The sequence below is a fragment of the Actinoallomurus sp. NPDC050550 genome (assembly GCF_040655075.1).
Classification (GTDB): Bacteria; Actinomycetota; Actinomycetes; order Streptosporangiales; family Streptosporangiaceae; genus Actinoallomurus.
Window position 1 is genome coordinate 68,637 of record NZ_JBFAJC010000041.1, and the last position, 18,642, is coordinate 87,278.

Genomic DNA, 18,642 nt, shown 5'->3' on the forward strand with positions numbered 1-18,642 from the left:
CGGTACGAACTATTTTCTGGACCGGCAACTCCAATCTGCTCAGACACCTCGCAGGTGGTCGATGAGGGTGTCCAGCGTCGCCTCCAGATGTTCGGTGCTCCCCGTGGAGCGGAGTACCTGGACGCCGCCCTGGATGCCCGCGATGAAGGCCGCGGCGACCCTTTCGGCGTCGAGGCCACCGCGCACCAGGCCAGCGGCCTGCATGTCGGTGATTCCCCGCTCGACGTGGGTGTGCCACTGGGCAAGGAGGGTGGTGACCACTTCGGCCGCGCCGGGGGTGCTGCCGACCTGGCCCATCAACGCCCCCAGCGGACAGTTCCTCCCCTGTGCGCGGTAGCGCGCGACGACCGAGTCCCGCCAGCGTTTCCAGGCCGACCACGAAGAGAGGGCACCGAGGTGCGGCTGCTGGTCATCGAGAACACGGTCGGCCTCGTACCGTGCAACGGAGAGAAGAAGCTCTTCCTTGCCGTTCGGGAAGTAGTGGAAGATCTGGCTCTTGCTGGTGCCGGTGATGGCCCGGATGTCGTCGAGCGTCACACCTGCGGGGTCGTCGCTGCGCAGGTACGCCGCCGCGCCCTCGATGATGCGCTGCCTGGTCGCCCGGCCCCTCGCGGTGAGTGCCATGGGTTGACGGTAACACTATTTGGACTCGACGGTCCAGTTCAGCGACCGATCTGCGCCAGGGCGCGGAAGGGTGCCAGGCGGCCGCGGAGCGGGACGGTGGTCAGCGGATGCCCGGCCAGGCCCCAGCGGGTCAGGAGCCGGTTGGCGGCCTGCCAGCCGGTGGTGGCCGCGCGTTCCATCAGGGCGACGGGCAGGTCGACGCGGACGCCGTCGCCCGCCAGCACGAGGCCGGGCACCGGCCCGGCAACGGAGGGCCGCCCGGCGAACGCGCCGGGTGCGAAGAGCGGACAGTCCTGCCGCCATTCGACCAGGTCGCCGACCACCCGGGCCTGCCTCGTCTCGGGGTACACCTCGCGGAGGCGGCGCATCAGGCGCGCGGAGGTCGCCTCGCGCGCGCCGGTCGCCGCGTAGGCGTGCAGTTCCACGACGGCCCCACCGGTGGCGCGGGCCCACGACGCGGCCTCGTCGTCGTAGCGGTTCAGCACGCTCACGTTGTCGAGGGGCGGGAGGCCGCCGGCGGCCAGGAACGCCGGCCGGTGCGCCGCGACGGGCCGGTCGAACCACAGGCGGCGCACGAGGTACGGCGGCGCGGTGGCCAGGGCGGCGACGCGCCGCCGCCACTCCGGGTCGCCGAGCTCCGGGGAGGCCTCGACGAGGTCGCGCAGGCCGGGCACGTCGAGGGCCAGCACCACCGCGTCGGTGTGGACGGTGCGCCCCGTCTCCACCGCGAAGCCGCTCGCCCGGAGGCGGACCGCGCCGACCGGGGTGCCGGTGTGCACCCGCGCGCCGAGCGCCGTCAGGTGCCGGGCCGCCGACTCCCACAGCTCCGGGAGCGGGCGGCGCGGCACGTCGAACAGCAGGCCCTCGGCCGAGCCGAGGAAGTACAGGTGGAACATCACGGCCAGCTCGGCGGCGGACAGCCGGTCCGACGGAGCGAAGAAGCTGCGGGAGAACACCTCGAACGCCAGATGCCGGGCGGCGGCCGGGAAGCGCAGCCGGGCCAGGAACTCCTCGGCGTCGAGGTGGTCCAGCTCCCGGTACGTGCCGGGCACAGTGACGTTCAGGAGCGGGAGGGCCGCGCGGGCGTTCAGGCGCAGCACGTCCCGCGCCCTGAACGTCGGGCTGCGGAGGGCGAAGGCGAGGGCGTTCCACGGCGGGGTGAGAGGCAGGCCGCGGAACGTGTCGACGCGCCCGGCCGCGTCCCGCAGCGGGTAGTCCGGCACCGCGACCAGCCGGGCGAGGTACGGATCGGTGCGGCGCAGCAGGGCGCGCAGGTTGTAGTACTGGCGGAAGAACGCGTGAAAGCCCCGGCTCATGCCGACACGCGCGCCGTCGGGCAGGGTCGTGGTCCAGCCGCCGGCCCGCCCGCCCAGGTGGTCCTCGCGCTCGTACAGGTCGACGGCGACGCCTCGTTCGGCGAGCGCGGTGGCGGCGGTGAGCCCCGCGATCCCGCCTCCGACGACGACGGCGCGCGGCCGTTCGGCCAAGCCGTCGGCGTGCGGGCACCCAGGCGACGCCGGGTGGAACACACGCCTACGATCACGGCTCACGACAGCGCCTCCCCACGGCAGGTGTTCACGCGCCTGCGGTCGCGCCTCACGAGGGCACCTCCGCGCGGAACGTGTCAACGCGCATGCGGCCACGGCTCACGACGGGCACCTCCGCGCCGAACGCGTGCACACGCCTACGATCACGCCTCACGACGGCACCTCCGCACCGAACGTGTGGACGATCCCGCGCTGCCAGCCGCGGGCCGTACGGGTCCGCACGCCGGTCAGCCCCGCGCGGCGTAGCCGGTCGGCGAAGCCCTGCGGGGAGTCGAAGTCGAGGGCGCTGCGCCACAGGTGGCGGTACAGGCGTGCGTCGCCCGTGGCCAGCCGGCCGGCCGGGATGATGACGCCCCAGCAGACGGCGTGCCACACCAACCGCGCGACGGGCCCGTCGCGCAGCGCGTAGTCGTGGACGACGAGGACGCCGCCGGGGCGCAGCAGGGCCCGCACGGCCGACAGGGCCACGTCCGGGTCGGCGAGGTTGCGGACGAGGTAGGCGGCGAAGACGCCGTCGAACGGCCCGGCGACCGGTGGATCGTCCGCCAGGCCGCGGACGAACCGGACGGTCGCGGGCCACGGCTTGGCGCGGGCCCGGGCGAGCATCCCGGCCGAGGCGTCCAAACCGGTGATCTGGGCGTACGGGGCGGCGGCCAGCAGTGCGGCGGTGGAGGCGCCGGTACCGCAGCCGAGGTCGAGCAGCCGTGCCCCCGCGCCGCCCGCCGGCAGGGCGAACGCGCGGGCGGCGCGCCGCAGGTCGGCGTGGTAGCCGGGGTTCGCGCCGACGAGCCGGTCGTACGCCGCGGCGTGGCGGTCGAACGCGCCGGGCACGTCCGGGAGTCCGGTCATCGACGCGCCTCCGGTCGCCCGTGCTCCCAGCCGAGCAGGGTGGCCGTGACGAGGGCGAAGCCGAACAGGAAATCCTCGACAGGGATGTCGAATGGGAAGCGCAGCCCGGTGATGGCGTGGGGGTCGTACACGACGACGGGCGTGGACAGGGTCGTCAGCCTGCCGTCGACGACGATCTGGAAGCCGAAGACGATGACCATCGTGAGCCAGTAGGCAGGGCGGCGGAACAGCCCCGTGCGCAGCCACCAGCACTCGACGGCGACCACGGCGGGCACCGCCAGCAGCGCCGGAAGGGTGTATCCGAGCCCGCTCATCATCCCGGCTCCAGCAGCAGCACGGTGCCCCCGAGCCAGGTCATCGTCCCGTCTCCGACGGCGGCACGGCGCACGCCGGACCCGGTCATCGTCCCCGCTCAGAGGGGTGTGGGGCCTGGCGCAGGATCGAGGACAGGCGCCGTACGGCCTCCAGGGTCAGGACGGCGCACACGGGGACGACGAGGAAGAACAGCGCCTCCTCCAGCGGCACCGACAGCGGCAGCGTGACACCGACGAGGTGGCGCGGGTCATACCACCAGACGCCGGTCGCGATCGCCAGGGCGTCCCAGGCGAGGAAGAATGCCGCGACCGGTAGTACGGCCCGGGCCAGCCTGGCCGGTCGCCGGTAGACGCGGGCGGACGGTTCCAGGGGCAGTGTGACCGCCAGGCAGCCGGCCAGCAGCAGCAGGTAGCGCAGATGGTCCACCGTCAGCCCCTCCGGCCGTGGACGGTGCGGGCCCCCAGGGCGCGGGTGAAGGCGGTGCCGGCGAGGGCGAGCCGCCAGCCGGTTCCGACGGTGACCCGGCCGGCGAAGACGTTGTAGTCGTTGTCCTCGATCCGGTCGAGAATGCGGGCGTACAGCGCGCAGGCGGTGGCGACACAGGACCGGGCGGCGGGGTCCAGGAGCGCGATCCCCGGGCGGGCCAGCCGGTAGACCGCGCGGGTACGGCCGACCTGGTCCGCCAGCGCGCGCCGCACCCGCGAGTCGACGCGGCCGGTGCGCCGGCACCAGCCGAGCAGGTCGCGGTCGACGCCGTACGCCGCGAGTTCGTCGGCGGGCAGGTACACCCGGCCCCGGTCGAGGTCCTCGCCGACGTCGCGCAGGAAGTTGGTGAGCTGGAACGCCCGCCCGAGGGCGGCGGCGCGGGGCGCGGCCTCGGCCGGGTCGCCCACCGTGCCGAGCACGGGCAGCATTTGCAGGCCGATGGCCTCGGCGGACCCGTGCATGTAGTCGCGGAGCGCCGCCCGGGTCGGGTAGCCGGTGACGCTGAGGTCCATCCGCATGGAGCGCAGGAACGCGGTGAACAGGCCGCCGGGGATGCCGAACCGGGTCGCGGTATGGACGACGGCGGCCAGGACCGGATGGTCGCTGCGGCCCGTCCGCAGCCCGGCGGTGAGCGCGTCGGCGACGTCGTCGAGCAGGATGGCGATCTGGTCGGGGCCGTGGTGGGCCGCGGGCTCGTCGACGAGGTCGTCGGTGTGCCGGGCGAAACCGTACAGCGCGTGCACGGCGGGCCGCCGGGAGGGCGGCAGCAGCCGCGTCGCGAGGAAGTAGGTCCGGCCGTGCCGGGCGTTGAGCGCGCGGCAGCGGGCGTAGGCGGCGCGGAGCACGGGATCGGTGATCCCGGCGGCGTCGAGTTCGCGGCGGGACGGCAGATCCGAGTCGCCGGGCCTTCCGGTGCGGCGGGTCATCGCGAGTCGCTCGCGGGGTCGGGGACGCGCTGGTGGTCCGGGCCGATGACCGTGCGGTGCGTACGGTCCGCCGGGACGCCGGTGATGCGGTCGGCGGCGAGCCGGCCCGACAGGAGGGCCGTGGGGACGCCGACGCCGGGGACGGTGCCGCAGCCCGCCAGTACCGCGTTGTCGACCGAGCGCGGCAGGTTCGCGGGACGGAACGGTCCGGTCTGGGGGAAGGTGTGCGCCAGGCTGAACGGCGTCCCGGCGGCCAGTCCCTGCCGCCGCCAGTCGGCGGGTGTGAGGACGTGCAGCGTTTCGACGGTGCTGGGCGCGAAGCCGAGGCGGCCCGCCACCACGTCGATGAGCTCGCGGACGTACGCCGGACCGGCGCGGTCCCAGTCGAAGGGCCCGTCGTTCAGGTTGGGGACGGGGGTGAGGAGGGACACCAGCTGCCGCCCGGGCGGTGCGAGGGACGGGTCCGTGGCCGTCGGCCGGGTCAGCAGCAGCGACGGGTCGCGCATCAGGCGGCCGTCGCGGACGAGGTCGTCGAACGCCGCTTCCCATGCCTGGCCGAACAGGAGGGTGTGGTGGCCGGTGCCCGCCCACGCGCCGGGCGCGGCCAGGTGCACCACGACCGCCGAGGGCGCGAACCGCAGCCGCCACGGGCGGCGTGGTGTCCCGCCCAGTAGGCGGTACGCCTCCGGCAGGTCACAGCTGAGCACGACCGCGTCGCACGCGAGCCGTTCGCCACGCTCGGTGCGGACTGCGGTGACGCGACGGCCCCGGCGCTCCAGCGACGCGACCGCCGTCGCGTACCGGAAGACGATGCCGGCGTCGGCCGCCGCACCGGCCAGGGCGTCGGGTAGCGCCCGCATCCCGCCGAGCGGGAAGTACACGCCGCCGACGGTGTCCATGTAGGCGATCACGGCGTAGAGCGCTAGCGCCCGGCGCGGCGCCAGACCGGCGTACAGCGCCTGGAAGGTGAAGATACGCCGGAGCCGTTCGTCGCGGAGGAACCGTCCGACGGCCCGGTCCCACCGGCCGAACCCGCCGAGCGCCGCGAGCCGTGCGAGCCGGGGCGTCAGCAGGCCGAGCGGTGAGTCGACGTTCGCCGCGATGAACGCGGCGTACTCGACGTCGTGCAGCCGGGTCAGCCAGCGCCGGAGCCGCCGGTAGCCGGCCGCCTCCGCCGGTCCGGCGAAGGCGCGGACCGCCTCGGTCATCGCCTCGGCGTCGGTGTGGACGTCGAGGGTGGTCCCGTCGGCGAAACGCGCCCGGTAGGCGGGGTCCAACCGCACCAGGGGCAACCGGTCGGCGAGCGACTCGCCGACCGCCGCGAGCGTGTCGCCGACGATGCCGGGCATCGTCAGCACGGTCGGCCCGGTGTCCATGCGATGGCCGTGCGCGTCGTGGCGGCCGGCGCGCCCGCCGGGCACCGGGGCCCGCTCGACGACGGTGACCTCCCGGCCTCGCCCGGCGAGGTGGAGCGCGGCGGCGAGCCCGGAGAGTCCCGCGCCGATCACCACGATCCGGTCGGTCCTCCCCGCGACGGTGCGCATGCCCCTCGCGTACCCGGGATCTCCTGGACCGAAGCACGGACGTCAGGGCGTCACCGCAGGTCAGCGTCGGAATTGAGTGGTTCGCGCTAGATTGTCAGCCGGCCTTGCGGAGGGCCTGGTCAAGGTCGGCCCACAGATCGTCGGGGTGCTCGATGCCGACGGTGACGCGAATCGTCCCGGCGCCGATGCCCGCCGCCTGCAGTTGCTCGTCGGTGAGCTGCCGGTGGGAGGTGCTCGCCGGGTGCATGACGTACGTCTTGACGGTCCCGAGCGACGGGCTCAGGCTGGCCAGCCGTACGGCTCCGGCGAACACCTTCCCCGCCTCGCGCCCGCCCGCCAGGTCGAAGGAGAGCACTCCCCCGTGGCCGTCGGGCATGAGCCGGGATGCCAGCTCATGGTCCGGATGGTCCGGCAGGCCCGGGTAGCGGACGGACGCGACCGCGGGGTGATCCGCGAGCCGCCTGGCCAGGTCGAGGGCGTTGTCGCAGTGCCGCCGCATCCGCAGGGCCAGGGTCTGCATGCCGCGCAGCGTGAGCCATGCGGCGAACGGGTCTGCCGAGGCACCGAGTTCGACCGCGTAGTGCCAGACCTTCCGGTGGAGCTCCTCTGTGGCGAAGACCACGACGCCGCCGAGCACGTCCGAGTGGCCGCCGAGGTACTTCGTGGCCGAGTGCACGACGACGTCCGCGCCGTGGGCGATCGGCCGGAACAGGATCGGGCTCGCGAATGTGTTGTCGACGACGCTGATCACCCCCGCGTCCTTCGCGACGGCGAACAGCGCGGGCAGGTCCACGACCTGCGTCGTCGGGTTGGCGATCGTCTCCAGGTAGAGCAGCCGGGTGTTCGGGCGCAGCGCGGCGCGGACCTCCTCCGGGTCGGCGCCGGAGACGTACGTCACCTCGACGCCCCATCGTTCGGCGAGGTCGTCGAGCATCGCGATCGTCGCGCCGTACAGGCAGTTCTGCGCGACGACGTGGTCACCTGAACGCAGCAGCGCGAGCAGCACCGAGTTGATGGCCCCCATCCCGGAGGCGGCGGCGAGCCCGGCGGCGCCGCCCTCGAGGTCGGCCACCGCCTCCTCCAGCGCCCGGACGGTCGGGTTGCCGAGCCGGCTGTAGAAGAACGCGCCGTCCGGGCTGCCGAACGCCTCGGCCATCGCGTCGGAGTCCTCGAAGGCGAAGACGTGGCTCTGGTAGATCGGCGTTCCGAGCGGCCGGCTGCCCGTCACCTCCACGACAGGCGTGTGAACGGTCCTGGTCTCCGGGTGCGGTACGTCGTGTGGTGAGTTCATACCTTCCATCCTCGGCCGGAGCCGCCCACGACCCCAGTGCCAATCGCGCATAATTGGTCCGTATATGGAGCCAATTGACATCGCCGAGAGGCTGGGCCGGTGGTCGGCCGGCCGGGGGCCCCTGCACGTCCTGCTCACGACGCGGTTGCGACGGCTGATCGACGACGGCGACCTGCCCCCGGGCACGCCGCTGCCGCCCGACCGCGCCATGGCCGCGACCCTCGCCGTGGGGCGCGGCACCGTCGTCGCCGCGTACGACGCGCTCCGCCAGGAGGGCCGGATCGTCCGCCGCCAGGGCAGCGGCACGCGGGTGGCCGGGCCGCCGTCGGAGGTCGCGCACCAGACCACCGGCGCTCCGGTGTTCCTCCACCTGCTGGAGCCGCACGACGGCGTGATCCTCCTCGCGTGCGCCGCGCTGGACGCCCCACCGCCCGAGCTGACACGGGCCTACGAGGCGATCCTGCCCAAGCTGGCCGCGACCACCGGCGACATCGGCTACCACCCGTACGGCCACGCCACGCTGCGCGCCGCGGTCGCCGACCGCTACGCGCTGCGCGGCGTGCCGACCGCCCCGGACCAGATCCTCGTCACCAACGGCGCCCAGCAGGCACTGTCCCTGCTCGCCCGCGCCTTCACCCGGCCGGGCGACCGCGTACTCGTCGAGGCACCGACCTACCCGGGCGCGCTGGAGGCGTTCCGCGACGAGGCGGCGGTGCTCCGGGGCCTGCCGGTCGGCCTGGACGGGTTCGAGCACGCGGTGCGCGAACATCGTCCGGCCCTGGCGTACGTCATCTCGACCTTCCACAACCCGACCGGCGCGGTGCTGCCCGCCCTCGCGCGACGGCGACTGGCCGAGGCGGCCGCCGCCGCGGGAGTGCCGCTGATCGACGACGAGGTCGTCGCCGAGCCACCGTTCCCCGGCGAGCAGACCCCGCCCCCGATCGCCGCGTACGGCGACGCCGTCATCTCGATCGGCTCGCTCAGCAAGATCGTGTGGGGCGGGCTGCGGATCGGCTGGGTACGCGCCCCCGCCCCCGTCATCGACCGGCTCGCGCGACTGCGGGCCGTCCAGGACCTCGGCGGGAACATCCCCGCCCAGTTGGCCGCCGCCGAGCTACTCCCCCAGCTCGACGCACTGTGCCGGCGCCGCGCGGCCGACCGCCTCGCCGGCCACGACCACCTGCGCGCCGAACTGGCCCACCAGTTGCCCGACTGGGAGGCCCCGCCCGTACGCGGCGGGCAGACGCTCTGGGTCCGCCTGCCACGCGGCGACGGCGCGTCCTTCGCCCAGGCCGCAATGCGCCACGGCGTCGCCGTACTGCCCGGCGAGGGGCTCGACGCGGCCGGCCAGAGCGCGGAGTACATCCGCGTCCACTTCCTCGCACCGCCGGACGAGCTGACCGAGGCGGTCCGCCGCCTGGCCGAGGCCTGGCACACCTACGAGGCGGCACCGAACCGCGTCCGACCGCCCACGGCGATGGCCGTATGACCCCGGTCGGCGCAGGACCCTCCCCGGCTGGTCATCACCCCCAACCTGTACGGTGCGCGGTCCAAGCGACCGCCGCCCGAGCGGCTCGGGCCTGATGTCGGCGAAGGTACGGAACTCCAGGCGGCGCCGGCAGACGTGAACTGCGCTCCCAGTAGCCCGCGAAGGCGGCGGCATAGCTGGTGATCACCGCCGGATCGGTGTCGTGCCAGCTTCGCACGTCGCTAAGAGTGGCTTCTGCCGCAATGGGTGTGTGCCCCGCGAGGATCAAGTGGGGGACCAGGTCGACGACGTCCAGCCATGCCGCGCCGCGCACCGGTTGCGCCCAATCGATGAGGTACACGGCCTGCACCCGATCGACGAGGAGGTTGGAGGCGTTGACGTCACCGTGGACCAGCGTGTCGCCGCCGGCCGCCGTGAGCCAGTCGGTTTCCAGCGCGGCCAGGTCGCTCAGATGGCGGCGGGTCCAGTCGTCCAAGTCCGCGTTCGGAGCTGCTGCGAGAACAGCCCAGCCGTGAACGATGCCGGCGAGTTCCATCTCGGCCGCAGGCGCGTCGATGGGGCAGGGGGTCAATGCCTCCGCCAACCCGGCGACCGTGGCCACGGTCCTCGGCACATCCGGCGAGCCGGGCGAAAGGTCGGCGTGCCGGGCGTCCAGGTCGTCCAGCACGAGGACGACCCAGTCGGCGACCTGACCATCCCAGCGCAGCCGCGGAGCAGGCGCACCCGCCGGAAGCATCCGAGTAGTCGCGGCCTCGTCGCGATACTTTGCGGCCAAAGGGTGAGAGGCGGAGATGCCCTTGGCGAAGACGCGCTCCCCGTCAGCGAGCTGGATGCGGGCGGCCAGGCCCGAGGTGAAGCCACCGGTCTGGACGTCCACAGCCGCAATGTCACCGAGTAGCTCGGCCAAGCCGTCGCGGAGCCGTGCGGGAAGCTGCTCCCAGAGCGGGCGAACGGCAGCTCCAGAGGAGGTCATACGTAGGGAATCCTTTATGAACACGCCATGACGACTGGCGCTCAGGTGGCGTGTCGGCGCATGAGGCCCTTCGCCCACGACCCCGGTTCGAATGGGTGGACTCTCCGGCTCAGGCGATCTCGCTTGTCACCGGACTGCCCACCCTCGACCGGCTGTACGCGTGGATCCGCGACCTTCGCCCGCGGGGGACACCACCGCTGGCCAGTGACCTCGCCATGGACCTGTCCAAGCTGCGTGGCGTGCTCAGCGCCGGAGTCTCCCACGCCGACCCCGAACTGTCCCCGGCGCGAAAAGGCAAACACAACGAGCCCTGGCAGGAACTGCCCCCGCTGAAGGCAATCGAGCTCGGCGTTCCCCTGAGCGTCGTGCTCCACCAGGGCATCCGCGTCGCACTGCACCGGAGCCTCGCCCACGGATTCCGGATACCTCTCCGCAAGGCGCTGGCCGGCGGCGGGCCTGTACCGGTGTGTTGGTACGGGCAGCAGGAAGCGGCGTGGGTCGCCTACTACGACGCTCTGCACCGGCTCGGGCTGGCCCGGTACGGGCCGGACGAACTCGACCTCCTCGGCCACTGGGCTGCGCTCACGCGCTCCTGCGGCTGGTGGTGGCCCGGCGAGGACGTGTGCGTCGTGGTGGATCGACCCGAACTGGTCCGCACCGAACCGGTCCCTGGCACCTGGCACGACGAGGTCCGGCTCCGACGCGATGGCGTCCGCTACCGCGACGGCTGGCACCCGCTCCTGGCATGACCCCTGGCAGGGCCGGGACGAGACCGGTTCTCTCGTCCCGGCCCGCCGCGATCAGCACATGGTGACCGCCCGGGACCGGCGACGATGCTCGTCAGGGGCAGGAGGCGTCGTGGACGCCCACCGGGGCGCCCATGGCCTCCTGCAGTGACTCCAGAAGCGCGCACTTTAACGCAGCGCGCAACCGCCCCCTGAACGACGCGGTTCGTCGGCCGGAGGTCTGAGCCCGGGTGGCGGGGGCGGGGTCAGGTGAGGGTTTCGCCGCCGTCGACGGTGATGACCTGGCCGGTTACGTAGTTGTTGGACATCAGGAAGAGGGCCGAGGCGGCGGCTTCCTCGGCGGTGCCAAAGCGGCCGAGCGGAGCGGTCGATCCGGCGGCGGCGATCGCGTCGTCGGAGTCGAGCCCCGCCGCCGAGCGCAGGAGTGGGGTGTCGATCCGGCCGAAGCGGACGGCGTTCACGCGCAGCCGTGCCGGGGCGAGCTCCACGGCGAGGGCCTTGGTGAGGGTCTCCACGGCGCCGCCGACCGACAGCGGGGCCGCCATTCCGGGAGCGGGGCGGACCACGAGGATCCCCGAGCTGAACGTGAGCGAGCCTCCGGCGGGAAGCCGGGTCGCCGCCGCGCGGGCGGCGGCGAAGGCCCCCCAGAGGCGGGAGTCGACGGTCGCGCGGAGGTCGTCGGGCGACAGCTCGGTCAGGGGGCCGGCGCCGCCGATGCCGCCCGCGGTGACGAGCACGTGGTCGACGTGACCGGCCTTGTCGAAGGCCTCGGCGAGGATCTGCTCGTCTCCGCCGTCGCCGGGAACGGCCAGCACGGCGTCGTCGGGATCCCCTGCCGGGCCCGCGCTCCGTACCCGTGAGACGGCGGCCTTCAGCCGGTCGGGGTCGCGGCCGACCAGCACGACGCGGGCGCCGACCGAGCGCAGCAGGACGCCCGCTGCCAGCCCGATGCCCGAGCTTCCGCCGATGAGGACGGCGGTCGTGCCGGAGAGGGCGCTCGGCAGCGGCGAACGTACGGGGATGGGAGTCGCGGTGCTCATGGGAGGGCCTCTCGAGAAATAAACCATCTGGTTGTTTTACTGCTGCCCCGATACTGCCGCCTGGACAGGGAGGAGTCAACTGGATGGTTTAATTCGTTCATGGCCTATGACGCGGAGGACACCAAACGGCGGATCTTCGCCGCCGCCACCGCCGAGTTCGCCGAGCGCGGCCTGGCGGGGGCCAGGGTCGACCGGATCGCGACGGCCGCCAAGGCCAACAAGCAGGCCATCTACCTGTATTACGGGAGCAAGGAGAAGCTGTTCGCCGCCATCCTGCGGGCGAAGCTGGAGGAGGTCTGCGTCTCCATCTCCATCGATCCCGACGCGGTGGCCGAGTCGGTCGGGCAGATGTTCGACTGGTACCAGGAGCACCCTGAGCTGATCAGACTGCTGCTGTGGGAGGCCCTGGAGGCGTGCGGCGAACCCGACGAGGGCGAGCGGGAGCGCCACAAGGCCTTCCGCGAGAAGGTTCACCGTCTCGCGGACGGAGGCGTGGCCCACGACCTTGCCGAGGAAGCACGCGTCCGCGCCGCCCAGGACCTGCTGTTCACAATCATGGGACTGATCGCCTGGAACTTCGCGGTGCCCAGGACGTGCCGCCTCGTCCTGGACGAGGAGACCGAACAGGCCGCCTTGGCCCGCCGCCGCGAGACCGTGGTCGAAACCGCTCGCAGACTCGCCACCACCCCGGACACCTGAAGTCGCGTGACGCCTGGCCGGGTGTCGGTGTCACTGAGGCGATGCGGCGGCGATGAGCTGGTCGCCGAGTGGGGTGCGCTGGTAGAGCACCTCGCGTCCGTCGCGGCGGGAGGTCACGATGCCGGCTCGGCTGAGCGCTTTGAGGTGGTTGCTGACCGTGGGTGCGGTCAGGTCGAGCTGACCGCCGGATGCAGGTTCCGCAACAGTTGCCGCACGCCGCCGGCGGACAGTCCCTGCAGGCGGTGGGCGAGATCGGCGTGCAGCAGCGCCCGTATGCGCGGCCAGTAGGGCGCGACAGCCACCCGCCAATAACCATCCAGCGCGGCCACAATCCGGGCGAGTCCGGCCTGCGGGTCGGCGACCAGGCTGTCCAGCACCGTACGGCGATGGCCGCGCCCCGGCCCCTGCATGGCGATCGGATGCCGGGCGAGATGCGACAGCTCGGCGGCGACCACACTATCTCGCATACGGCCCGGCAAGTCCGGTGCTGCTGGTGCATACCGCGACCGCCCCCAACGCCGTCCGCCACGTCCTGCCGGTACTTCCCGAGTCGCTGTGGGCGCCCAGCCTCGCCGCCGCCTGGACCGCCATCGCGGCCATCACCGCCACCTACGCCCCCGTCGAGATCGCACCACACGAAACCCCGCGGCCACCGGCCGGGCCCGATCCAGCGGCCGAGATACTCGACCGAGCCGCTCGGCACGGCGACGAACACGTGATCAGGTTCGCCGACACCGCCGTCGACGTCTTCCACCACACCGGCCACCCGGACGCCCTTGCCGCCGCGCTGCAGGCCGCACGACTCATCGAATCGCCTTGATCGACCCCGTACGGACGAGCTCGGCGCCGCTGGAGGTCGGTTCGCCGTCGCCGGCCTCGATGGATCCCCGCCTCCGGATGCCGCCTCGCGGGCGGCTGCGGCTTTGACCGGGTGACGCGAGGCCGTGCGAGACTGACGGTGCATGTACCCGGGGGGTGGAATGCCGCTGGAGAACGAGGACCGGCCGTCGGACTCGCCCTACGTTCACCGCGTGTGGCGTAGCCGCGCGTCCGGGGTCGCGCGGATGACCTCGATCGCGACCTCGAACTGGGAGCTGGTGTTCTGGGCGGACCAGGGTCGCGTGCACGCCGCCGTACGGGGTCCGGAGACCACGGCCTCGAGCGTCGACGTGCCCGACGGGTCGGAGTCCTTCGGCATCACGTTCGCGCACGGCACCTCGATGCCGCACCTGCCTCCCGCGCGCCTCGTCGATTCCGCGTGGGAGAGCCCGCACGCGACCGCGACGAGGTTCGTGCTGGGTGGTGAGGAGTGGCTCGTCCCCGGCTTCGAGAGCGCGGAGCAGTTCGTCGCCCGGCTCGTACGGGAGGGGGTCGTCGTACGCGACCCGCTCGTCGACGACGTCGTGGCCGGCGGGATGCCGGACGTCGGGACGAGGTCGGTGCAGCGCCGTATCGCCGCGGCGACCGGGCTCACGCAGGGCGGCATCCGGCAGATCGAACGCGCCCGGCAGGCCGCGATCCTGCTCGGCGAAGGCACCCCATCGCTCGAGGTAGTGAACCAGCTCGGCTACTACGACCAGCCGCATCTCGCCCGCTCGCTGACGCGTTTCATCGGCCGTACCGCGACCGAGTTGTGCCGACGGGATTCGGCCGAGCAGCCCCTGTCGCTTCTGTACAAGACCGGCGCCGCCGCCGATTCCTAGCCTTGGTGCCGCTGTGGGAGGGATCCCACATCGTCACCAGAAGGGCAATCCAGATGACCGAGAATGTCAGCGCGGCCGCCGTGTCCGCCGACGGCACCGTGATCGCGTTCACCGCGTGGGGCGAGGGCGAGCCGCTCATCATCATCGACGGCGCGACCGCCTATCCCGCCATCAATCCGACGAACGAGGAGCTCGGACGGCTGCTGAGCGAGGAGTTCCGGACCTACGCCTACGACCGTCGCGGACGCGGCGAGAGCACCGACACCGCGCCGTACGCCGTGGAGCGCGAGATCGAGGACCTCGCCGCGCTCATCGAGGTCGCGGGCGCGCCGGCGACCGTGTTCGGCTGGTCGTCCGGCGCGGTCCTCGCGCTCGACGCCGCGGCGGCCGGTCTGCCGATCAAGCGACTGGCGCTGTTCGAGCCGCCGTTCGTCGTCGACGACAGTCGCCCGCCGCTGCCCGCGGACTACGTGGAGCGCCTCGACGCCGCGGTGGCCGACGGTCGCCCCGGGGATGCCGCGGAGCTGTTCCTGACCGCCGCGGCCGGCATGCCCGCCGAGGCCGTCGGTGGCATCCGGCAGAGCGAGTTCTGGCCGGTCATGGAGGCCGTCGCGCCGACGATCGCCTACGACGGCCGGATCATGGGGACCACGATGTCGGGCGCCCCGCTCCCCCATGATCGCTGGGCCGCCGTCACCGCGCCCACGCTCGTGATGCACGGCACCGGGACGTTCCCGTTCATCGTCACGGGCACGCAGGCGCTCGCCGAGCTGCTGCCGACCGCGGCCCTGCGGGCCGTCGAGGGCGAGCAGCACAGCGCCCCCGCCGACGTGCTCGCCGCCGCGCTGCGCAACTTCGCCAACGCCGGCTGAGAGGAGCGTGAGGATGTGGACGGCGACATCTCGGTCGCCGGCAGCATCCAACTCGTGCAGGGACTGTTCGAGCACGACCTCGTCGACGAGCTGCACCTCATGATGTTCCCGGTCCTGCTCGGCACCGGAAGGCGCTTGTTCGGGGAGACCTCGGACAAGTCTGCGTGGAAGCTGACCGAGTCGATCACGGTCGGCGAGGGCGTACTCATCATGATCCTCCAGCGAGTACTGGGCTGTGCGGCCGCGATGTAAGGAGCGTCAAGCCGTTACATGCTGACGATCCGCCCGAAATACCCCGGAAACGCCGGTCCGATTTCCTCACGGCTCATCATCGATGAGTGGAGGAAGCCCCGTGTCCATACCGTCGGATGACGAACTCGACGCCTTCATCAAGGCGCGGCTGGCGCTGGCCGGAGTGGACCTGACCCGGCTCCCCGAGTCGCCGGATCCCGCCACCGGCACGCCGACGCGGGCGCAGGCCATGGAGTACCTGCGGACGTTCCTGGCCGGAGCGAAGACCGGCGGTGTCCGGCCCGGCGGACGGCCTGCCGCGATCAACACCTGGCGACCGCCCGCGGCCGGTGACGACGCGGCCGCGCTGTCCCAGCAGGCCGATCCGCCTCTGGAGTATCCCTCGATCTCGACGGCCTGGACGGGTGCGCGATGAGCCGGGCCTACTCCCGCCGGATCTTCCTGGCCCGATCGGGTGCGGTCACCGCCGCCGCGGCCGTGACCGCCGCCCCCACGGCGGCGCGCGCCGCGGGCCCCGCCCGCCGACCCGTCCTCCCGGACGTCCCCGTACGCAAGGAGGCCCTCACCGACCCCACTGAGGCGACGCTCGCCGAGGCCGCCACGCTGCTCCGCCACCGCAGGCTGACCGCCGTTCGGCTCGTTCAGGCGCACCTCGACCGCATCACGGCATACGACGCGACCTACCAGGCGTACGTCACCGTGACGGGCACGCAGGCGCTGGCCGCCGCCAAGGAGGCCGACCGGCGGCCCTCCGGCCCCCTCGCCGGCATCCCGCTGTGCATCAAGGACAACTACTTCACCGCGGGCGTACGGACGACGGCGAACTCCTTCATCTTCGACCGGTTCACGCCCGCGTACGACGCCACGAGCGTCGCCCGGCTCAAGGGCGCCGGCGGCATCGTCATCGGCAAAGGGCAGATGGGGCCGCTGGCCACCACCCGGGCGACCACGCCCGACGGCCGGATCACGACCGTGAACGCCTGGACGCCGACGGACCCGTCGGTCGACCCCGGCGGCTCATCCACCGGCCCCGCCTGCGCGGTCGCCGCTCGGATGGCCACCTCCTCGATCGGCACGCAGACGGGCGGCAGCATCGTCCTGCCGTCCAATCAGCAGAACCTCACCGGGCTGAAGCCGACGATGGGCCGTACGTCGGTCTACGGCGTCATCCCGCTGTCGTTCACCCGCGACCACAGCGGGCCGCTGGCCCGTGACGCGATGGACGCCGCGATCATGCTGACCGTCCTCGCCGGGCCCGACCCGCACGACCCGCGCACCCTCGGCCTGCCGCGCGTCCCTGACCTCGTCCAGGCCGCCACTCCCGCACGCAGGAACGGGAAGGTGGGGCTGCGGCGCGCTACGCGCATCGGCGTGCCACCCGACTACCTCACGGGCGCGAGCGCCCGGGTGATCGCGCTCCGCAAGGCGTTCCTCGCCACGCTCGAGGCCATCCCGGGCGCGAGGACGGTGGAGGTCTCCTATCCCGCCGACTGGTCGCTGCTGACCGGCGCGTTCAACGACGTGCGGCTGGCCGAGCGGACCGAGCCGTTCCACGCCTGGCTGCAGAAGGATCCGACGCTCTTCGGCGTCTCGCTGCTGAGCTGGCTGGGCGGGCTGATGCTGTCCGGCGACGAGTGGGTCACCGGGCAGCGGGCCAAGACGCACCTCCTCCGCGAGGTCCTCGACGGCGTGCTGAACGACTGCGACGTGGTGCTGCAGACCGGTCCCGTGCCGTTCGACATTCTCGGCCTGCCCGAGATCGGCTTCCCGATCGGGTTCGACGGGGACGTGCCAGTGGGCACGATCCTCGGCGGCGGCCCGTACGAGGAGGATCGGCTCCTGGAGGTGGTCGCTGCCTACCAGGCGGTCACGGACTGGCAGTGGCGGCGTCCCGCCGACCCGCCCCAGGCCAGAGTGATGGCCCGGGCCGCCAGGCCACGGATCGACGCCGTGACGGCGGCGGCCAAAAGCGCGTGACATAGGGCCCCTCGGTCGGCGGCACCGGCGCCGCGGCACCTTCGTCAATTCCGACTGGATGCGGACGCTGAGCGCGGCGCCGGAGATCTCAGCCGTCCCCGCCCGGAGCGGCGGCCTGGACCGCTCTCGGGCGGTGGGATCCGCCGGAGGCCCGCGCCGACCGGGCCAGGCCGAGCAGGCCGCTGCCTTTGAGGCACAGGACGAGGCCCCCGAGGCCGAGGAGTCCGGACAGGATCCACTCGTGGCTGCCGGCGGGCCGGTAGACCTGCCCGGACCGGCCGACGTCCCGTGCCCTGATGCGCGTCCCGGCCGTCAGCCCGTCCGCGCCGCCGTACAGGAAGACCTGCGACCGGGTGAGCGTGCCGTCGTCCGAGCGGAACGCGCCCTGCCAGTTGCAGGCCGTGTGCCCGGGATGGCGGACGCAGTTCAGCCGGCCGGCGGTGAAGGTCCCCCGGGTGCCGGCGCCGGACCGGGCCGCCCTGAGCACCGGCCCCACGTTCGGGACGACGAGGTACAGCAGGAACGCGCCCAGCAGGGCCAGGGGTACGTCGAACGCGGAGACGCGCCACCTCATCGGCCGCTTCCCCATCTCATCGCGACACGCCTCAGGCCTCCGCGAGAGCCTGCCGGCGACGCGTCGGCTCGGCGCAGGAGCACTTCATTTCGGCGCGTTCGCCGGCGCCGGGCCGGCGGTGCAGGAGCATGGCCACGACCATGGGCACGGTGACGAGGCCGTTGTAGACCAGGTGGAGTTCGACCCGTGGGAAGAACAGTTGCAGGATGCTGGTCGGGACGGCGCGATGGGCCAGGTAGCTGTGGGTGGAGGCCTGGATGAGCAGGAGCAGGTGCTCGAAGTGGTGCCAGACCTGGATGCCCAGGGCGATGTTCCACCAGGTCCGGGACTTTCCGGTGAAACCGGGCCGCAGCATGATCAAACCGATCAGCATGAGCACCGCGTAGCCGTAATGCAGCCACTCCGACTTGATCAGCCAGGGGAACGGCTCGCCCAGCAGGCCGCGCGCCTTGGGTACCGGCCAGCCCAGCACCCAGATCTGAATGGCCTGAACGACGTGCTCGGCCCAGTGGGCGATGACGATGAAGGCGAAGACCGCCAGGGCGGGCCGGTGGTAGCGGGTGTTGATCGCGGACAGGGCGCCTTCCCGCCCGGCCGATAATGCCGAAGTCGCCATGACGATTCCGCCTTTCCGTCGCGGCATATATAAAGATTTGATCATGAATTATCCGAGCAACTAACGATAAGTCGCGCGTCGTGATCGGTATCGCATCTGGCCGCATCCGGTGATGGCCG

At 72.7% G+C, this 18,642-nt stretch carries 23 protein-coding genes; 9 read left to right on the forward strand and 14 right to left on the reverse strand.

Features of this window, described 5'->3' with window-relative positions; translation table 11 throughout:
• Positions 1-39 precede the first annotated feature (39 nt).
• The 8 genes from AB0I04_RS39205 to AB0I04_RS39240 form a co-directional block, all read right to left on the reverse strand.
• Complete coding sequence (locus AB0I04_RS39205) at positions 40-624, reverse strand: TetR/AcrR family transcriptional regulator (protein WP_360896853.1); 585 nt, start codon at positions 622-624, stop codon at positions 40-42.
• Positions 625-662: 38 nt separating this feature from the next.
• Positions 663-2,174, reverse strand: coding sequence for an NAD(P)/FAD-dependent oxidoreductase (locus tag AB0I04_RS39210; protein WP_360896856.1), 1,512 nt, complete (start codon positions 2,172-2,174; stop codon positions 663-665).
• Between the two features lie 147 nt (positions 2,175-2,321).
• A complete protein-coding gene (locus tag AB0I04_RS39215) occupies positions 2,322-3,020 on the reverse strand; it encodes a methyltransferase domain-containing protein (RefSeq protein ID WP_360896859.1) in 699 nt (232 codons plus the stop codon).
• Positions 3,017-3,337, reverse strand: a complete 321-nt coding sequence (locus AB0I04_RS39220; protein ID WP_360896862.1) for a lycopene cyclase domain-containing protein — start codon at positions 3,335-3,337, stop codon at positions 3,017-3,019. Before AB0I04_RS39220 ends, AB0I04_RS39215 begins: the two co-directional genes overlap by 4 nt.
• An 82-nt stretch (positions 3,338-3,419) precedes the next feature.
• On the reverse strand, positions 3,420-3,761 hold the full coding sequence (locus AB0I04_RS39225; protein WP_360896865.1) for a lycopene cyclase domain-containing protein: 342 nt from the start codon (positions 3,759-3,761) through the stop codon (positions 3,420-3,422).
• A gap of 2 nt (positions 3,762-3,763) precedes the next feature.
• Complete coding sequence (locus tag AB0I04_RS39230; RefSeq protein WP_360896868.1) at positions 3,764-4,747, reverse strand: phytoene/squalene synthase family protein; 984 nt, start codon at positions 4,745-4,747, stop codon at positions 3,764-3,766.
• Positions 4,744-6,291: a phytoene desaturase family protein gene (gene crtI, locus AB0I04_RS39235; protein ID WP_360896871.1), complete on the reverse strand. Its 1,548-nt coding sequence runs from the start codon at positions 6,289-6,291 to the stop codon at positions 4,744-4,746. Before crtI ends, AB0I04_RS39230 begins: the two co-directional genes overlap by 4 nt.
• A 94-nt stretch (positions 6,292-6,385) precedes the next feature.
• Positions 6,386-7,582 (reverse strand): aminotransferase class I/II-fold pyridoxal phosphate-dependent enzyme, encoded by a 1,197-nt coding sequence (locus AB0I04_RS39240; protein ID WP_360896874.1) that lies wholly within the window; start codon positions 7,580-7,582, stop codon positions 6,386-6,388.
• 64 nt (positions 7,583-7,646) lie between these two features.
• Between AB0I04_RS39240 and AB0I04_RS39245 the strand changes: the two genes are divergently transcribed.
• The gene (locus AB0I04_RS39245; protein WP_360896877.1) at positions 7,647-9,071 is read left to right on the forward strand and encodes a PLP-dependent aminotransferase family protein; all 1,425 of its coding nucleotides are present in this window, start codon (positions 7,647-7,649) and stop codon (positions 9,069-9,071) included.
• A 34-nt stretch (positions 9,072-9,105) separates the two neighbouring features.
• On the opposite strand, the gene AB0I04_RS39250 is transcribed toward AB0I04_RS39245, so the two are convergent.
• Positions 9,106-9,948: a hypothetical protein gene (locus AB0I04_RS39250; protein WP_360896880.1), complete on the reverse strand. Its 843-nt coding sequence runs from the start codon at positions 9,946-9,948 to the stop codon at positions 9,106-9,108.
• Positions 9,949-10,139: 191 nt separating this feature from the next.
• On the opposite strand from AB0I04_RS39250, the gene AB0I04_RS39255 reads away from it, so the two are divergent.
• Positions 10,140-10,793, forward strand: coding sequence for a DUF6745 domain-containing protein (locus AB0I04_RS39255; RefSeq protein ID WP_360896883.1), 654 nt, complete (start codon positions 10,140-10,142; stop codon positions 10,791-10,793).
• A gap of 242 nt (positions 10,794-11,035) precedes the next feature.
• Here AB0I04_RS39255 and AB0I04_RS39260 read toward each other — a convergent pair whose 3' ends face one another.
• Positions 11,036-11,830 carry an SDR family oxidoreductase gene (locus AB0I04_RS39260; protein ID WP_360896886.1) on the reverse strand — a complete coding sequence of 265 codons (795 nt, stop codon included), beginning with the start codon at positions 11,828-11,830 and terminating at the stop codon, positions 11,036-11,038.
• A gap of 99 nt (positions 11,831-11,929) precedes the next feature.
• On the opposite strand from AB0I04_RS39260, the gene AB0I04_RS39265 reads away from it, so the two are divergent.
• The gene (locus AB0I04_RS39265) at positions 11,930-12,529 is read left to right on the forward strand and encodes a TetR family transcriptional regulator (protein WP_360896889.1); all 600 of its coding nucleotides are present in this window, start codon (positions 11,930-11,932) and stop codon (positions 12,527-12,529) included.
• Positions 12,530-12,559: 30 nt separating this feature from the next.
• On the opposite strand, the gene AB0I04_RS39270 is transcribed toward AB0I04_RS39265, so the two are convergent.
• Positions 12,560-12,814, reverse strand: a complete 255-nt coding sequence (locus AB0I04_RS39270) for a helix-turn-helix domain-containing protein (protein ID WP_360896947.1) — start codon at positions 12,812-12,814, stop codon at positions 12,560-12,562.
• The gene (locus AB0I04_RS39275) at positions 12,697-12,996 is read right to left on the reverse strand and encodes a hypothetical protein (protein WP_360896950.1); all 300 of its coding nucleotides are present in this window, start codon (positions 12,994-12,996) and stop codon (positions 12,697-12,699) included. The genes AB0I04_RS39270 and AB0I04_RS39275 overlap by 118 nt, the downstream gene beginning before the upstream one ends.
• A 26-nt stretch (positions 12,997-13,022) precedes the next feature.
• Between AB0I04_RS39275 and AB0I04_RS39280 the strand changes: the two genes are divergently transcribed.
• The 6 genes from AB0I04_RS39280 to AB0I04_RS39305 all read left to right on the forward strand — a co-directional run bounded on the left by AB0I04_RS39280 (position 13,023) and on the right by AB0I04_RS39305 (position 17,333).
• Entirely contained in the window at positions 13,023-13,349 is a 327-nt protein-coding gene (locus AB0I04_RS39280; RefSeq protein ID WP_360896892.1) for a hypothetical protein, read from the forward strand.
• Between the two features lie 211 nt (positions 13,350-13,560).
• Positions 13,561-14,232, forward strand: a complete 672-nt coding sequence (locus tag AB0I04_RS39285) for a hypothetical protein (RefSeq protein ID WP_360896895.1) — start codon at positions 13,561-13,563, stop codon at positions 14,230-14,232.
• 53 nt (positions 14,233-14,285) lie between these two features.
• Entirely contained in the window at positions 14,286-15,104 is an 819-nt protein-coding gene (locus AB0I04_RS39290) for an alpha/beta hydrolase (RefSeq protein WP_360896898.1), read from the forward strand.
• Between the two features lie 15 nt (positions 15,105-15,119).
• The gene (locus tag AB0I04_RS39295) at positions 15,120-15,356 is read left to right on the forward strand and encodes a dihydrofolate reductase family protein (protein ID WP_360896901.1); all 237 of its coding nucleotides are present in this window, start codon (positions 15,120-15,122) and stop codon (positions 15,354-15,356) included.
• A 100-nt stretch (positions 15,357-15,456) separates the two neighbouring features.
• Positions 15,457-15,771: a hypothetical protein gene (locus AB0I04_RS39300; protein ID WP_360896904.1), complete on the forward strand. Its 315-nt coding sequence runs from the start codon at positions 15,457-15,459 to the stop codon at positions 15,769-15,771.
• Complete coding sequence (locus tag AB0I04_RS39305; protein WP_360896907.1) at positions 15,768-17,333, forward strand: amidase; 1,566 nt, start codon at positions 15,768-15,770, stop codon at positions 17,331-17,333. The genes AB0I04_RS39300 and AB0I04_RS39305 overlap by 4 nt, the downstream gene beginning before the upstream one ends.
• An 88-nt stretch (positions 17,334-17,421) precedes the next feature.
• Here AB0I04_RS39305 and AB0I04_RS39310 read toward each other — a convergent pair whose 3' ends face one another.
• A complete protein-coding gene (locus tag AB0I04_RS39310; protein WP_360896910.1) occupies positions 17,422-17,907 on the reverse strand; it encodes a hypothetical protein in 486 nt (161 codons plus the stop codon).
• Positions 17,908-17,938: 31 nt separating this feature from the next.
• Positions 17,939-18,523, reverse strand: a complete 585-nt coding sequence (locus AB0I04_RS39315; RefSeq protein WP_360896913.1) for a hypothetical protein — start codon at positions 18,521-18,523, stop codon at positions 17,939-17,941.
• Between the last annotated feature and the right edge of the window lie 119 nt (positions 18,524-18,642).

Excerpts from the sequence above, each read along its gene's own strand:
- AB0I04_RS39205 (WP_360896853.1), bottom strand. The coding sequence starts at position 624 with ATGGCACTCACCGCGAGGGGCCGGGCGACCAGGCAGCGCATCATCGAG.
- AB0I04_RS39215 (WP_360896859.1), bottom strand. The coding sequence starts at position 3,020 with ATGACCGGACTCCCGGACGTGCCCGGCGCGTTCGACCGCCACGCCGCG.
- AB0I04_RS39220 (WP_360896862.1), bottom strand. The coding sequence starts at position 3,337 with ATGATGAGCGGGCTCGGATACACCCTTCCGGCGCTGCTGGCGGTGCCC.
- AB0I04_RS39230 (WP_360896868.1), bottom strand. The coding sequence starts at position 4,747 with ATGACCCGCCGCACCGGAAGGCCCGGCGACTCGGATCTGCCGTCCCGC.
- crtI (WP_360896871.1), bottom strand. The coding sequence starts at position 6,291 with ATGCGCACCGTCGCGGGGAGGACCGACCGGATCGTGGTGATCGGCGCG.
- AB0I04_RS39240 (WP_360896874.1), bottom strand. The coding sequence starts at position 7,582 with ATGAACTCACCACACGACGTACCGCACCCGGAGACCAGGACCGTTCAC.
- AB0I04_RS39245 (WP_360896877.1), top strand. The coding sequence starts at position 7,647 with ATGGAGCCAATTGACATCGCCGAGAGGCTGGGCCGGTGGTCGGCCGGC.
- AB0I04_RS39260 (WP_360896886.1), bottom strand. The coding sequence starts at position 11,830 with ATGAGCACCGCGACTCCCATCCCCGTACGTTCGCCGCTGCCGAGCGCC.
- AB0I04_RS39265 (WP_360896889.1), top strand. The coding sequence starts at position 11,930 with ATGGCCTATGACGCGGAGGACACCAAACGGCGGATCTTCGCCGCCGCC.
- AB0I04_RS39275 (WP_360896950.1), bottom strand. The coding sequence starts at position 12,996 with ATGCGAGATAGTGTGGTCGCCGCCGAGCTGTCGCATCTCGCCCGGCAT.
- AB0I04_RS39290 (WP_360896898.1), top strand. The coding sequence starts at position 14,286 with ATGACCGAGAATGTCAGCGCGGCCGCCGTGTCCGCCGACGGCACCGTG.
- AB0I04_RS39305 (WP_360896907.1), top strand. The coding sequence starts at position 15,768 with ATGAGCCGGGCCTACTCCCGCCGGATCTTCCTGGCCCGATCGGGTGCG.
- AB0I04_RS39310 (WP_360896910.1), bottom strand. The coding sequence starts at position 17,907 with ATGAGGTGGCGCGTCTCCGCGTTCGACGTACCCCTGGCCCTGCTGGGC.
- AB0I04_RS39315 (WP_360896913.1), bottom strand. The coding sequence starts at position 18,523 with ATGGCGACTTCGGCATTATCGGCCGGGCGGGAAGGCGCCCTGTCCGCG.